This is a genomic window from Mucilaginibacter inviolabilis (assembly GCF_011089895.1).
GTDB classification, from domain to species: Bacteria; Bacteroidota; Bacteroidia; order Sphingobacteriales; family Sphingobacteriaceae; genus Mucilaginibacter; species Mucilaginibacter inviolabilis.
Map to the genome: position 1 here is coordinate 2873002 of NZ_JAANAT010000001.1, position 14753 is coordinate 2887754.

The 14753-nt window shown below is 40.8% G+C and carries 15 protein-coding genes; 10 read left to right on the plus strand and 5 right to left on the minus strand.

Annotation, left to right across the window (positions count from 1 at the left end):
- Positions 1–65: 65 nt before the first annotated feature.
- On the minus strand, positions 66–3221 hold the full coding sequence (locus G7092_RS11725; RefSeq protein ID WP_166089432.1) for a glycoside hydrolase family 2 TIM barrel-domain containing protein: 3156 nt from the start codon (positions 3219–3221) through the stop codon (positions 66–68).
- A gap of 185 nt (positions 3222–3406) precedes the next feature.
- Between G7092_RS11725 and G7092_RS11730 the strand changes: the two genes are divergently transcribed.
- Positions 3407–4213: an alpha/beta fold hydrolase gene (locus G7092_RS11730; protein ID WP_166089434.1), complete on the plus strand. Its 807-nt coding sequence runs from the start codon at positions 3407–3409 to the stop codon at positions 4211–4213.
- 23 nt (positions 4214–4236) lie between these two features.
- Here G7092_RS11730 and G7092_RS11735 read toward each other — a convergent pair whose 3' ends face one another.
- Positions 4237–5166 (minus strand): AraC family transcriptional regulator, encoded by a 930-nt coding sequence (locus G7092_RS11735; protein ID WP_166089436.1) that lies wholly within the window; start codon positions 5164–5166, stop codon positions 4237–4239.
- Positions 5167–5321: 155 nt separating this feature from the next.
- Between G7092_RS11735 and G7092_RS11740 the strand changes: the two genes are divergently transcribed.
- The 4 genes from G7092_RS11740 (at position 5322) to G7092_RS11755 (ending at position 8805) form a co-directional block, all read left to right on the plus strand.
- Entirely contained in the window at positions 5322–6824 is a 1503-nt protein-coding gene (locus G7092_RS11740; RefSeq protein ID WP_166089438.1) for an aldehyde dehydrogenase family protein, read from the plus strand.
- Positions 6825–6887: 63 nt separating this feature from the next.
- Positions 6888–7262 (plus strand): DUF779 domain-containing protein, encoded by a 375-nt coding sequence (locus tag G7092_RS11745; protein WP_202985259.1) that lies wholly within the window; start codon positions 6888–6890, stop codon positions 7260–7262.
- A gap of 83 nt (positions 7263–7345) precedes the next feature.
- On the plus strand, positions 7346–7777 hold the full coding sequence (locus G7092_RS11750) for a MarR family winged helix-turn-helix transcriptional regulator (protein WP_166089442.1): 432 nt from the start codon (positions 7346–7348) through the stop codon (positions 7775–7777).
- On the plus strand, positions 7774–8805 hold the full coding sequence (locus G7092_RS11755) for a phosphotransferase (protein ID WP_166089444.1): 1032 nt from the start codon (positions 7774–7776) through the stop codon (positions 8803–8805). The genes G7092_RS11750 and G7092_RS11755 overlap by 4 nt, the downstream gene beginning before the upstream one ends.
- Positions 8806–8928: 123 nt before the next feature.
- Here G7092_RS11755 and G7092_RS11760 read toward each other — a convergent pair whose 3' ends face one another.
- Entirely contained in the window at positions 8929–9270 is a 342-nt protein-coding gene (locus G7092_RS11760) for a YciI family protein (RefSeq protein WP_166089446.1), read from the minus strand.
- A 154-nt stretch (positions 9271–9424) separates the two neighbouring features.
- Between G7092_RS11760 and G7092_RS11765 the strand changes: the two genes are divergently transcribed.
- Positions 9425–9901, plus strand: coding sequence for a GNAT family N-acetyltransferase (locus tag G7092_RS11765; protein ID WP_166089449.1), 477 nt, complete (start codon positions 9425–9427; stop codon positions 9899–9901).
- A gap of 1 nt (position 9902) precedes the next feature.
- On the opposite strand, the gene G7092_RS11770 is transcribed toward G7092_RS11765, so the two are convergent.
- Positions 9903–10313, minus strand: coding sequence for a winged helix-turn-helix transcriptional regulator (locus G7092_RS11770; protein ID WP_235953815.1), 411 nt, complete (start codon positions 10311–10313; stop codon positions 9903–9905).
- Positions 10314–10401: 88 nt separating this feature from the next.
- Between G7092_RS11770 and G7092_RS11775 the strand changes: the two genes are divergently transcribed.
- The 3 genes from G7092_RS11775 (at position 10402) to G7092_RS11785 (ending at position 12792) form a co-directional block, all read left to right on the plus strand.
- A complete protein-coding gene (locus G7092_RS11775) occupies positions 10402–11145 on the plus strand; it encodes an SDR family oxidoreductase (protein WP_166089452.1) in 744 nt (247 codons plus the stop codon).
- 92 nt (positions 11146–11237) lie between these two features.
- Complete coding sequence (locus G7092_RS11780) at positions 11238–12050, plus strand: AraC family transcriptional regulator (protein ID WP_166089455.1); 813 nt, start codon at positions 11238–11240, stop codon at positions 12048–12050.
- A gap of 100 nt (positions 12051–12150) precedes the next feature.
- Positions 12151–12792 carry a hypothetical protein gene (locus G7092_RS11785; RefSeq protein WP_166089457.1) on the plus strand — a complete coding sequence of 214 codons (642 nt, stop codon included), beginning with the start codon at positions 12151–12153 and terminating at the stop codon, positions 12790–12792.
- Positions 12793–12851: 59 nt separating this feature from the next.
- On the opposite strand, the gene G7092_RS11790 is transcribed toward G7092_RS11785, so the two are convergent.
- Complete coding sequence (locus G7092_RS11790) at positions 12852–14036, minus strand: GAF domain-containing sensor histidine kinase (RefSeq protein ID WP_235953816.1); 1185 nt, start codon at positions 14034–14036, stop codon at positions 12852–12854.
- A 164-nt stretch (positions 14037–14200) separates the two neighbouring features.
- Between G7092_RS11790 and G7092_RS11795 the strand changes: the two genes are divergently transcribed.
- Complete coding sequence (locus G7092_RS11795; protein ID WP_076377617.1) at positions 14201–14623, plus strand: secondary thiamine-phosphate synthase enzyme YjbQ; 423 nt, start codon at positions 14201–14203, stop codon at positions 14621–14623.
- Positions 14624–14753 lie beyond the last annotated feature (130 nt).

Sequence of the window (14753 nt, forward strand, 5' to 3'; positions counted from 1 at the left end):
TAACAAAAGCGGGTAAGAAAATATCTTACCCGCTTTTTTATTGCTCGTAAAAACAGATGATTCGCTTACAGATCTAGTTCATAGGAAAAATCATCAGGCTTCGCATATACTGTATATTTATCTAACGGTCGCGGTCCACAGGAATTTGAGCCTACCCCTAATGTATGGGCGCTTATGGTTAACACCGTGGCTTTACTTTTAGGAAGATCAATTTTATACTCAACCGGCTCCATTTCTTCATCACTATGAGGCTGTGCCGAAACCTGCAGAAATCCGCCAACATGTTTAACTGTTAATGATCCATCCTTACCGGTAAGTTTTGCCCAGCGAATATCCTCGTGATTCCCGTTCTCCATTGGTTTTTCATATGGCGTTACCTGCTGTTTTACTGTACTTGAATAAACACCAATGTCAAAGCCACGCTTTCTGTCGGCATAAGTTTCCATTGGCCCACGACCGAAATAAGAGAATTGATCAAAATCTTTTTTCAGGAATAAACGTACGCCCAACCTGGCCAAAACCACTTTAGGGTCACTAAAAGACACCTTGTTTTGCGCCTTGATAACACCATTACCCCATATTTCATAAGTTACCTTATGATGTACTGTAAAACCTTGTTTACCTGTACCAATTAAGCTGGCGCTAATCACTACTCTGTTAGGAGCGGACTGGGTTGCGGTAACGCTATCAGCTACCCATGTAAGTTTTTTAATTCCATTTTTCTCCCAACCTTCATTAGCCCACATATCGTCATTACGGTGCGGGGCTCGCCACAGATGAAGCATTGGCCCGCCGTTATTTTCCAGCACATTTTCGCCATTCTTCTCCAACTTATCAAATGTGCCGGTCTTTTTATCAAACTCTATTTTAAAGTTTTTGCCTTTTACTTTTATCTCGCTATTTCCATTTGACAATTCCAGAGGTTGATCACCCGCAGGGTCTTTCTTTAAGACAATGTTCTTTGCTGGAAACTCCAGTTGTTGCGATGCCGCTTCAAAACCCTTTTTGGCCCACATTTTATCAGCTTTATAGGTAAACGATACGCGCAGAAAATATTCTGCATCGGGCTTAAGCTTACTGATGATGTCATAAGGAATTTTGACATCCTTTTCTTCGCCAGGATTTATTTTACCTATATCAAAATTACCTTTGGTAGTAACCACACCATTTTCGCTTAGTTCCCAGTTACCGATAAAACCATCAAGATTAATAAATTGATACTTGTTTTTAATAGTGATGATGCCCTTGGTTATATCTTTGGCTTTTACCCCTATCCATTGATAAGCATGTTTTAACTCGGGATAATGCGGTTTAAGCGAGCGATCAGACGCAACTACACCTTTATGAATAAAGTAATGATCATTCGGATACTCTCCAAAACCACCACCAAAGGCCAATATTGGATGCTTGGGATCGCGCCTGTTCCAGATGCCTTGATCCTGCCATTCCCATATACAACCGCCTAAAAGTGTGGGATATTTATCAAACAGATCGTTATACTCATCAACAGAGCCCATAGAGTTAAACATAGCATGGGCATACTCGCACAGATAAAATGGTTTAGTGTATTTATCATCATTGGCTATCTTTTCGGTATTCTCCAGATCGGTGTACATATCACTGTCTATATCTGCCGGATTTTTTTCGCCGATACCAAAACCCTGGTAGTGCGTAGGGCGTGTAGGATCGAGCTTTTTCACCATATCCAAAGCAGCCCTAAAGTTAGAGCCTCCGCTGCCACACTCATTACCTAACGACCAGATGATCACCGAAGGATGGTTCTTAAAGTTTTGAACATTAGCTACATTCCGGTCAATAATAGCATCTTTTATTCGTGGGTCTTCATTAAAATCATCCCAGGCGCCATGGTTTTCGAGGTTGGCTTCGGCAACCAGGTAAATACCATATTGATCACATAGTTCATACCAACGTGGATCATCTGAATAATGACAAGTACGTACATGGTTGCAATTAGCTTGTTTAATCAGTACAATATCCCTGATCATTTGCTCTTCAGTAACCGCGTGCCCAACTTCCGGCCAATTTTCATGGCGGTTAACACCTTTAAGTTTTACACGCACTCCATTGATGGTAAATATGCGTCCTTTAATTTCAATAGAGCGGAAACCTGTGCGTGAGGAGATGGTTTCACTGGTATTATTCCCGCTTTTTAAGCTTAATACCGTAGTATATAATTTGGGCGTTTCAGCCGTCCATTTTTGAGGGTTATTAACCGGAAAGCTCAGCTTTACAGTGATCTCTTCGCCCGGTTTTAAAGCAGGCACATTGCCGGTAGCACCTTTTACTACGGTAGAGCCATTGTAAAGCGTTGCTGTTAATTGATTGGCTTTAGTAGCACTGCTGCCGTAATTTTTAACCTGGGCACTTACCTCAACCACGGCATTTTTATATTGCTTATCCAGATTGGTTTTAATAAAATAATCCCTGATATGTTCCTGAGGAGCGCTCCATAAACTTACATTACGAAAAATACCACTCAACCGCCACATATCCTGATCTTCCAAATAGCTTCCCGTTGTAAAACGATAAACCTCAACAGCTACCATATTTTTTCCCGGCTGTACATATTTGGTTATATCAAACTCAGCAGCATTACGACTATTTACGCTATATCCTACTTTTTTTCCGTTTATCCAGATAAAAAATCCGGCATCAACACCATCAAAAGTGATAAATATCCTACGGCCTTTCCAGTCAGCGGGCACTTCAAAATCGCGTCTGTAGCTCCCTACCGGATTACGTTCGGCATAGGCCGTATATTTTCTGGGTGGCTCACTCATCACATGAGGAAAATCCTTTTTAAAAATGTAGGTAAAATTGCTGTAGTAAGGCGTACCATAACCTTCTATCTGCCAGTTTGAAGGCACCTTGATATCTTTCCAGGCAGATACATCATAAGATGTTTTATAAAAATCAACCGGGCGTTGTTGCGGCCATGATACCCAATTAAACTTCCATAAACCATTCAGGCTTCTGCATAAAGATGAGGCATGCCTGTTTGCTTTAAGTGCTTCCTGCAAATTGGCATAGGGCATTAATGAAGCATGCGCCGGCTCTTTGTTGATCCCGATATTACGTGGATCTTCAATTTCGGTGGGCACAGTGGCACCTTTAACAACAGTATCAGCCAGCCTGGGCCCAGCTGCCATTGCCGCGGTAACCATATTCAAAAGGAAAACACACAAAAGTAGTTTTTTCATTGGTTCTGGATTTATGTTATCTGCAAGGCAGATCGATTTAGTTATATAATGGCGCTTTATTTAAGCAGGGCTAATATATACTGTATTATTAACATTTAAAACAGATTATTTAGTTTTCCTGCATTTTCATCAATAGAAATTATATCTTAGAGCCCCATCTACCTGAATATTTATGTATCTGTTTTATGAATAATATAATTCAAAAAAAGAATAATATAACTATTGAGGGTAACCTTAATGCTACCGAAACAATTGTATTTGCCCACGGCTTTGGAACAGACCAAACCGCCTGGAACTGGGTTAAAGATGATTTTAAAGCCAATTACCGTATAGTGTTGTTTGATAATGTTGGCGCGGGCAGCGCAGACCCCGACGAGTATATTCCGGAAAAATACAACCAGCTTTCTGCTTATGTTGATGATATGCTGGATATAATGGTTGATTTGAATTTACAAAATGCCATTATAATCGCGCATTCCGTGAGCTCAATGGTCACCCTGCTGGCCGCCGCTCAAAAGCCCCAGCATTTTTCAAAACTGGTATTCATTGGCGCCTCACCACGGTATTTGAATGACGAACAGGATCATTATACAGGGGGCTTTACCCAAGCCGTGCTGGATGCTATGTACGGATCAATGGCCGGTAATTATTGCGCCTGGGCCAACGGTTTTTCTGAAGTAGCCATGGGTAATCCCGAACAGCCGGAACTTGCGCAACAATTTGCCTATACCTTATCAGCCATCAGGCCTGATATTGCATTAGAGGTAGCCAGGGTCATATTTGAATCTGATGTTCGCGACCGGCTGCACCAACTCAAAAAAGAAGTATTGCTGCTACAATCATGGGATGATATCGCTGTACCTGCCGAAGTAGCTTACTATCTGCATGCACACATCGCAAACAGCAAGTTAAAGTTTATCGACGCCAAAGGTCATTTTCCTCATATCAGCTCTCCCAGGGCTGTGATTGCGGCTATCAAATTATTTATTTAAGGATACATATCCTCACACAAATATTAATTGATTGTTTTGACGATACCTGCTTTGTAAAGACTTGGAGTGGTGCCCACCATCTTACGAAAAACCCTGCTAAAATAATGCTGATTATTAAACCCGGCTTTAAAACAGGCATCAGCAATACTGCAATAAGGGTTTTGCATAAATTGCTTAGCCAGTTGTATTCTTTCCTTAATGATATAATCAACCGGCGAAACACCCAACTCGTGCTTAAACGTTCTAAAAAAGCTGGCCTTACTCATATAAGCCATCTGGCTCAGGGCATCAATATTTAGCTTTTCGGTCAGGTGCGCTTTAATGTATTGCAAAATATAAGCAAAACGGTTGCTTGTAGACATTTGATTAAGATTATCTTTCATTTCATGCAGATTTTGCATTTGCATAATGCGGATCAGTAATTCTTTGAGCGTTAAATTGGCCAGCACATCTTTAGCTAAATTATCACCTGTACTGATACCAATGAGTTTATTGATCAGCTGGGCCAATTCGTAGTTATTAAAAAAATGGAATTGCTGGTAATTAAGCTGCCAAAGATCATTATTGGCACGTGGGTAATTTTCATTCAAAAAATCAAGTGTATTGCGTATTTCCTGTTGGTTGATGGCCAGGGCTGTACATTGCGAAGGATTTATTTCTGACGCTTCCGGAAAATCAATAGTCATAGTTACGTTTGGGGGTACAATAACGGTTTCGCCCGGTAAATAATCAAAGCCCGGCTTATCAAACAAATGCATCACTTTTTTACCCCTTAACATACTGGTAATTACCAGGTCGCTAAACGTTAATGGCACCAGTTCACTGCGTTCATAGGTTTCGTAGATATTAAGTTCGCAATGATTTAAAGTATAAGCTTTACGGTTTTCAACCAGTGTTCTGAGCTCCTTTTTGCCGCTAAGGGTAAAAGGCGATACCAGGTTTCTCTCATTCATAACAGGTCTATTTTAAAACAAGTTAGGGATAGTTTATGACAGTTGGCAATCATTTTATAAAATGTAACAATAGTGCACTTAATTGATAGTATAGTGCAAAAACTTTAGGGTACAAGCAACTAACTTAGTACTACCAATTAAACTGAAAAACAACTATGAGTATTGCACAAAGACCATCCTTTAAGGATAAGTACGACAATTTTATCGGAGGCAAATTTGTGCCACCGATTAAGGGAGAATATTTTGATAATATATCGCCTATTGACGGTAAGCCTTTTACCAAAGCAGCCCGCTCAACCAAAGAGGATATTGATGCCGCTGTAGATGCTGCTACCGAAGCTTTTAAAACATGGAGCAAAACATCGGCTACCACCCGAAGTAACCTGCTGTTAAAAATAGCCCAGGTGATAGAAGATAACCTCCCCTACCTGGCAACTGTAGAAACCATTGATAACGGTAAAGCTATTCGCGAAACGATGGCCGCCGATTTGCCGCTAGTTGTTGATCATTTCAGGTACTTTGCTGGTGCTATACGTGCTGAAGAAAGCAGCATATCTGAACATGATGAGTTTACCGTAAGCATTAACCTGCAGGAGCCTTTGGGTGTGGTAGGGCAAATCATTCCATGGAACTTCCCTTTGTTAATGGCCACCTGGAAAATTGCGCCAGCCCTGGCCGCGGGATGTTGTACAGTAGTGAAACCGGCCGAGCAAACACCAACCAGCATCATGATTCTGATGGAATTGATTGGTGATATATTGCCTCCGGGAGTATTAAACATAGTCACAGGGTTTGGACCTGAAGCGGGTAAACCACTGGCCACATCATCCAAAATAAGTAAAGTTGCCTTTACCGGTGAAACCACTACCGGCCGTCTGATCATGCAATATGCTTCAGAAAACCTGATACCGGTAACCATGGAACTCGGAGGCAAATCGCCCAATATATTCTTTGAATCAGTGGGTGATGCAGACGATGAGTTTTTTGACAAAGCTGTTGAAGGAGCTGTTCTCTTTGCACTTAACCAGGGTGAGGTTTGTACCTGTCCGTCGCGGATGCTGGTGCACGAAAAAATTTACGATAAGTTTATGGAGCGTGTTCTGGCCCGTACCAATGCCATCAAAATGGGCGATCCGCTTGATTCGGATACTATGATGGGCGCACAGGCTTCTAATGATCAGTATGAAAAAATATTAAGCTATCTGGACATTGGTAAAAAAGAAGGTGCCGAAGTGCTTGCAGGCGGCGATGCCCAAAAACTTAGCGGCGATTTAAGTGATGGTTATTATATAAAGCCGACCATATTTAAAGGCCATAACAAAATGCGCATTTTTCAGGAAGAGATCTTTGGCCCGGTAGTTTCCGTAACCACCTTTAAAACTACCGAAGAAGCTATTGCAATTGCAAACGATACCCTGTATGGTTTAGGCGCGGGCGTATGGACCCGCGACGCGCATGAGATTTACCAGGTACCCCGTGCTATACAAGCCGGGCGCGTTTGGGTAAATTGTTATCATGCTTATCCGGCTCATGCACCATTTGGCGGCTATAAAAAATCGGGCTTTGGCAGGGAAAATCATAAAATGATGCTGAATTATTATCGTCAAACAAAAAATATGCTGATCTCTTATAATAAAAACAAACTGGGCTTCTTTTAGTCTTTAACAAAAGGCAGCTGCAAAAGGACTGACTTTTTGCGGCGCCTTTTTTAATTCATGATCATGACCAAAAGAGTTTCGATTACCCCCGCAGCCGAGAAAGTGATAGACGACTTACGCGGTAAATTTGGCGAACTTATGTTTCACCAAAGCGGTGGATGCTGTGACGGCTCATCGCCTATGTGCTTTGAAAAGGGCGAGTTTAAAATAGGCAGTAATGATGTTAAAATAGGCGACATTTATGGCTGCGAATTTTTCATGAGCATTGATCAGTTTGAGTACTGGAAGCATACACACTTAACACTTGATGTTACTCCTGGCCGCGGTTCCAGCTTTTCGTTAGAAATACCTATGGGCATCCGTTTTATCATTCGATCGAGATTATTTACCGATGCTGAATTAAATGATCTGGAGCCTGTTGAGTATTTTGAATCCTGATCTATTTTAAGAAATACACTTTGATATTCTGAATATTTATATATTTGCAAAATATTTGACAAATCAAGTACTTTACAACAAAAATGACTGATATCAATTCCACATTAAAATTCATCATTAACCTGGCAAAGGCGCAAACTATAGTGAACCGCCGCTTTGATGCCCAGCTGAGCGGTTACGGCTTAGGATTTAATGACTTTGTAATACTATACCACCTGTCGCAGGCACCACATGAAAAAATGAGAAGGGTTGACCTGGCCGATAAAATTGGCTTTACGGCATCAGGCATTACCCGTATGTTGGCCCCTATGGAAAAAATTGGGCTGGTATCACGTGAAAGCAATGAACGCGATGCCCGGGTAAGTTATGTGGTACTGGCCCCAGGTGGTAAACGTTTGCTGGAAGAATCGGTAAAAACAGCCGAACACGTAGCACTCGATATTTTCCCAAAATCAAAAATCAAAAAAATTGAAAAACTCCCTGAAATATTGGATGGCATTGGAGGCCTTTTATGAAAACAGATCTATTAACAACTACTATACCCGAAAGCAAATTTAGTGCTGTAAAAAATGCGCTTAAATACCTATTTAATCATAATGAGATTGAGGACATACAATTACTAACCGGCGGTCTTTCATCAGCATTAGTGTATCGTATGACTGTCGAAGGTAAAGATTACCTGCTCCGCATAGTGATGCATGCTGATGAAATGCATGATCCACCGCGTCAACATATTTGTATGGGATTGGCTGCCTCGGCTAACATAGCGCCACATGTTTATTATTCTAATGATGAGGATGCCCTGGCTATAACAGACTTTGTACAAAATAAATCTTTACGTGAAGGTTTTGCTTCGGGCAAGGACCTCATTACGGCGCTGGGTAACACCATTAAAGCCATGCATGAGCTCCCTCTTTTTCCAAAACTGGTAAACTTTTTAGATGGGGTTGATATATTTATAGAACAGTTTAAAGCATTACATATATTCCCCGAACATGTTACCGCGGAGTATTTTTCTCTTTACGCCGAAATTCAGAAGGCATACCCTCGTCATGACACCGATATGGTATCGAGCCATAACGACTTGAATCCCAATAACATTTTGTTTGATGGAAAAAAGATCTGGGTGATTGATTGGGAAGCCGCTTTTCAGAACGACAGATATGTGGATCTGGCTATTGTAGCTAAAACTTTTGTCCACAATCAGGAGGATGAAGCTATTTTTTTGCAGACCTACTTTGGGGAGCAATTGGATGAATATAAAAGAGCGCGCTTTTTCCTGATGCAGCAAATATGCCGTATGTATTACGCTATGATCATGCTCAAGTTAGCAGCTGCTCAAAAACCTGCCAATCACGTGCACGATACCGATATGGTTCAGCCGGGAATGGCCGAATTCGGAGCTATGCTGATGAGCGGAAAAATATTACTGGATACCTATGAGGGTAAATTACAATATGGTAAAATATTGTTAAATACGATGTTGGCGGCCATGAAAACTGAAAGGTTTAAGGCAGCTATTGATATGATGCGGGTATTTTAATTAATGGAGGGCAATCATTAACCCTGAAGGCCGAATAAGCCGCCTGGATATTGGACAAGCCAATTACTAAAAAACAAGAAGCCTTTACGCTGGGTAAAGGCTTCTTGTTTAAACCACATTATTTTATAAAGGGTTAATTTCTCTTACTTCTACGTTGCCGCCAAAAGCTAAAATAGGGCAGCCTTTAGCCAATTCAGCAGCCTCTTCTAATGATTCGGCTTTAACCAGGGTATAACCACCGATCAGTTCTTTAATTTCGGTATAGGGGCCATCGGTAATAACATTATTGCTTCTCACCACTTTACCATCCCCAAACAGGCGATTTCCACGATTAACCAGTTTATTTTGAGCAGCGATACCGCCTACCCAATCCATCCATTTTTGGGTAATAGCCTGCATTTCTTCTGGTGATCCTTGTGGTGCACCAACAGAATTGTTTCTGAATACAAATAGGAACTCTTTCATTTTATTAAGTTTTTAAGTTTTAAAATCTAATGACGAACACTCTTTTTAAAACTGGACAAATAGGTTAAAATATTTTCAGGGCGGTGGAAAATTGAAGAATGAGTACCAATACCGAAACAAACTTATAATTTTACCAGATATCGGAGGCTATAAAATGGAGCAAATAAATATTAGAAAAGCAGAGTTAAAAGACCTGGATATATTGTTTGAATTTAAACAGGCATTGGTAGAGTCTGAACGTCCTTTTGATCGTACCTTAAAACCCGGGCCACTTTATTATTATAACATCCCCGAATTAATTGAAGCCACAGATGCCAGAATGATAGTAGCAGAAGTGGATTCACAACTTATTGGTTGTGGTTATGCCCGTATTGTTGATTCCAAACCTTATTTAAAACATCAGCAGCACGCTCACCTGGGTTTTATGTATGTAATGCCTGAGCACAGGGGCAAAGGTGTAAACAAATTAATTATAGATGCCCTTAAACAATGGTCTGAACAGCAGGGTATCACCGAGATAAGACTGGAGGTTTATGCCGTTAATACCGCTGCATTAAAAGCCTATGAAAAAGTAGGATTTGCACCTCATATGTTAACCATGCGATTGGGTTTAGCAGACGATAAGAGTTAGACTATTGTTCTTTCTTCAATTTTTCGCGATGATCTATACCCCATTTGATCATTTCAAATATGATATGCCCAAAAGTTTTACAATAATCTGTTGATTCATATTCCACCAAAATCGGCGGACCCGGGTTCACCGTCCGCGTAATTAGCTTATTCAATTCCATATCCCTTAACTCTCTCGAAAGCATCCTGGTAGTTATGCCCGGTATACTCCGTTCAATTTCCCTGAAACGTTTGTTGCCGTTGCATATAGAGTTGATAATGGGCAACTTCCACTTGCCACCGATTACATAAATGGTGTCCTGCAATGCCTGAATTTCCCGTGCCTCATTTCTTTTACCGTCAATGCCATAAATAACCTCATGCATGGCTTTAATTTCCGGTGTCATGTTATCTAATGAATATTCTGTTCCCATACTGCTACTTGGTATACTCTGTGATACTGGTTACAAAATTATATCATTTACGCAATACATTTGCATCATTAAATAAAAAAACACAGAAATGAGTAATTTTCAGAACAAAATAGCCGTAGTTACAGGCGGTAATAGCGGCATAGGTTATGCGGCTGCCAAAGAGTTGAAAGAAAAAGGTGCAACCGTGATCATCACCGGTCGCCGGAAAGATGCCCTGGAAAAGGCTGCAGCCGATCTGGGTGTGACAGGACTTGTTGCCAATCAGGCTGATATCAATGACACAGAGCAGTTAGTGGCCACCGTTACCGAAAAATATGGCCAGGTTGACATTCTATTCATCAATGCAGGCATCGCTGCCATATCTCCCATCGAAAATGTTTCAGAACAGCACTTTGATGACATCATGAACATCAACTTTAAAGGAGCCTATTTTACACTAAGTAAGTTCATCCCAATTTTGCGCGATGGTGGGTCCGTTGTTTTCCTGTCATCGATAGTTGCGAGCACAACCAGCGTTGCCTCATCCGTATATTCGGCCAGTAAAGCGGCATTAAATTCGGTGATGAAATCGGCAGCATTGGAACTGGCTCCGCGTAAAATCAGGGTAAACGCAGTAAGTCCGGGCCCTATTGCAACAGAAATCATGCACAAAGCAGGTTTAGATGATGCCACTTTAAGCACCATAAAAGACAGCCTGATCACTAAATCACCTTTGAAACGCATGGGTACTTCTGAAGAAGTAGCCAGCATAGTAACCTATCTTAGTGATGATGCGGCTGGTTTTATCACCGGGTCCGAATTTATTATAGATGGCGGGATATTGTTAGTATAACTGCATCTTTTATAATTTAAAACAGGGTGGCCCAACAGGCTGCCCTGTTCTATATATAGGCGAAAATTAAATTTAAGTCGTAATTTTCGCCTATGCATATCAGGAATCTTACTCAAAAGTTCGACATCGCCTATGTCATTAAAAATGAATGGCACCTGCCTGTGCATAAACACACCCATTACGAATTACAATATATCATGCGAGGCAAAGGGCAGCACATGATTAACGACCGTAGTTATCCGTACCAAAAAGGTGATCTGTTTGTACTCGCACCGCAGGATACCCACTTTTTTGTTTTTGAGGAAAAATGTGTGATCTGCATTATCAAATTTCATGAAGGCTTTTTCCAGGATCTGTTACTTGATGCCGATTTTAAACAGGTATTTACCCGCTTATCATCACCACATCGCAAAATGGATCTGGCGGGGAGCAGGCAGCAGATCATCCAACTGATGGATTTGATTATAGCCGAACACCGGAAAAAAAACAGCTATCAAAATATCATCATCAAAAATGCACTGGCATTGGTGCTATCCATTATGGCTAAAGAAACCGATCAAAATATGGTTAAGCCAAAAGATGATAAGATACAGACCATACTCAATTATATTGATCAGCATATCACCAATAAACAATTATTATCCCTCCAAAATATTGCCGATACATTTTATATCAGCAAAACCTATTTTAACCAGTATTTCAGTAAGGCTACAGGAAGTTCCTACAAAAAATATATACAGGAATACGCCCTAAAGCTAATCGCCCACCAGTTGATCTATCGGGACAAAACCTTGTCGCAGCTGGCAGATGAATTTGGGTACACCGATGAAAGCCATTTAAGTAATGCTTTTAAAGCACATTTTCAGCAAACTCCTTCAGCCTTCAAAAAGGCAAACCAGGTATAAGTATCCACTTCTCATAACCATATAAAAGACTGGTTCATCGCACCTCAAGCTCAAACAAAATATATCAGATATGTGTTGGCCATTTATAAACCTAATACTTATGGTTTTTTTATCACGCCTGCTTTATTTTATAAGCCATCACGGATTTCTGTTTGCACTTTGCCTCATGGTAATTGCCATACTACTTGCTTTTAAATTTGGTAAAATAGCCTTTCCCATCGCAGCTTTTATACTATCAATTATTGGCGCTTTTACCACACAATATTTAAATGCAGCGTTTTTGAATGCCTTTGGAACAAGAACTACTGCGGTAATTACCAAGGCTACAGAAACCAACTCCACCCTTAACGACTCGCCCATATTTGACTACGATTTTATTGTAAAAAAACTGGACGGGAGCTATACTCAAGGCACTTTTTCAACCATGACGGCTGCCATTTATCCTATTGCAAATTCCATTAATATACCGCAGGAAGGGCAGGAATTTCCAGCCAAATTTATCCCTGGATATGAAAAAAACATTGTGATTTTATACGATGAATCGGAAGATGGAAAACATGCCAAATTATCCGAAGGGCTAAGCGATCTGAATAAAGCTCGTATTCAATATGAAACCAGTCCAAACGATCACAGTTTTTTACAGGAATATGTTAACGCGCTGGAGAAATTCATCCGGGAAAATAAAGATCAGGATATGACAGAATATGAAACTAAACTCGCGGAATTGAAGAAGGCATTATGATATGTTATCAAAAAGATCAATAACAACTTCTTTATATTCAGCTAGCATCTTATCCAACTCTATTTTACTGGTATTTGTAAAGTGAAACAAACCTCTCCATCAGCAGAGCTTACCGTAAGCGTGCCTTCATGCGCATTGGCAATTTCAGAGGCAATGTATAAACCGAGCCCTAACCCCTTTTGGCCAGGCTTAATATCTCCGCGTGAAAATGGCTGAAAAAGTCGTTCCATGATTTCTTCGGATATTTGCTCAGCAAAATTAGATACCGACAAAACAAACCCGTTCTCAACAGTAAAAGCCTTTACATCAATCGGAGTGTCCTTTTCTCCATGCGCGAGCGCATTACTTAATAAATTTGAAAACAACTGGGCTATGCGCCTTCTATCACAATTTACCGGCTGAGTTATATGGAGTTGAACATTGATAACACGATCGGGCCATATTAATCTTAGCTCGGTGAGTACCTGGTTAAGTGTATCTGCCAAAGGTTCATCATTTTTCCGGATCAGGGTAATTCCCCCACCCAATCGGCCACTTGCAAAATCAAGGATATTCTCAATCATTTCCTTCATCCGGTATGATGAATCCTGCACAATGGTGGCCAAACGCTTGGTACGTTCATCAAGCGGCATCCGCAATAACAGTTGGGCTACGTTTGAAACTGCCCCAAGTGGATTACGCAGATCATGCCCCAGTATAGCAATAAACTGTTCGCGCAGCTCTGCGGTTTTGAGCTCATCCTTCAACTTCGACTCACTTAGCGCAAGCCGCTCTATTGCATTCAGATGGAAAGCGATCAACTCGGCAAAAAGTTTAAACATACCTATGGTTTCAGGATTCTTTAAACGGGCCGGCCGGGGGTCGATAGCGCACAATGTACCAAAAAAGCTTCCGTCCTTAAGCATAATTGGCATAGAAATATAGCTCTGGATGCCATACATTGCCGGGGTATGGTGATGTGCGTAAAGCTCATCCTCGACTACATGGTCAATTACAACGGCCTGGTGATTTTGGCGTATTTCATGGCAAATGGTGGTTTCTACTTTTAATTCACTACCGGGTTTTAGGCCAAATTGTATCTCATCACGAACAGCACAGGCTATCCACCTGTCTGAGGTAACCCGGGCTACCGCGGCAAAGCCCATTCCCGTGGTTCGGCAAATAACTTCTAATATGGAGGGTACTGCGTCTATACTGCTTACAGCCTCAACATCAGCCATAAAATCCGTTTCAATATTTGCCAATTTGTGTTTTCTAATTGCACACTATACTACAAATTAAAATTATTATTTACAAATACAAAAAAAGACATCATCATTACCCCCTTCTATTAAAATTTATACTATATTAAGCATCCTTAATAATAACATAAACTACGTATTAAATAAAAATACCTGCTTTATATCCCATGCAAATACACCAGCAAATGCTTCTGCTTAAAGAACGAAAGAGAGGCTTTCATTTAATTACCACCGAAGTTATACATGCCCTGCCGCAACTAGGGCAAATTAAAACCGGGATTATGCAGGTTTTTATTCAACACACTTCGGCGTCCCTAACCATTAATGAAAATGCCGACCCTACAGTTCGGCGTGATTTTGAAATGTATTTTAGCAAAACCGTCCCCGAAAATGACCCCGACTATCATCATGATGATGAGGGGCCTGATGATATGCCCGCACATTTAAAAGCCGCTTTACTGGGCAGCTCGGTCATGATCCCCATCCGTAACGGCAGGTTGGCATTGGGTATGTGGCAGGGTATTTATTTGTGCGAACACCGTAACTATGGTGGCCAGCGCAACCTGATTATTACCGCCTGGGGCGAATAATTGCTCATTATTATACCGCCGGTCATTCATCTTATTCCTCTGATATTTTTATTTAATATATATTCAACCCTGCGTATTTTATTTCGTATACATTATATTTAGATTATAGTCTCAACTCCGTAAAAGTTGC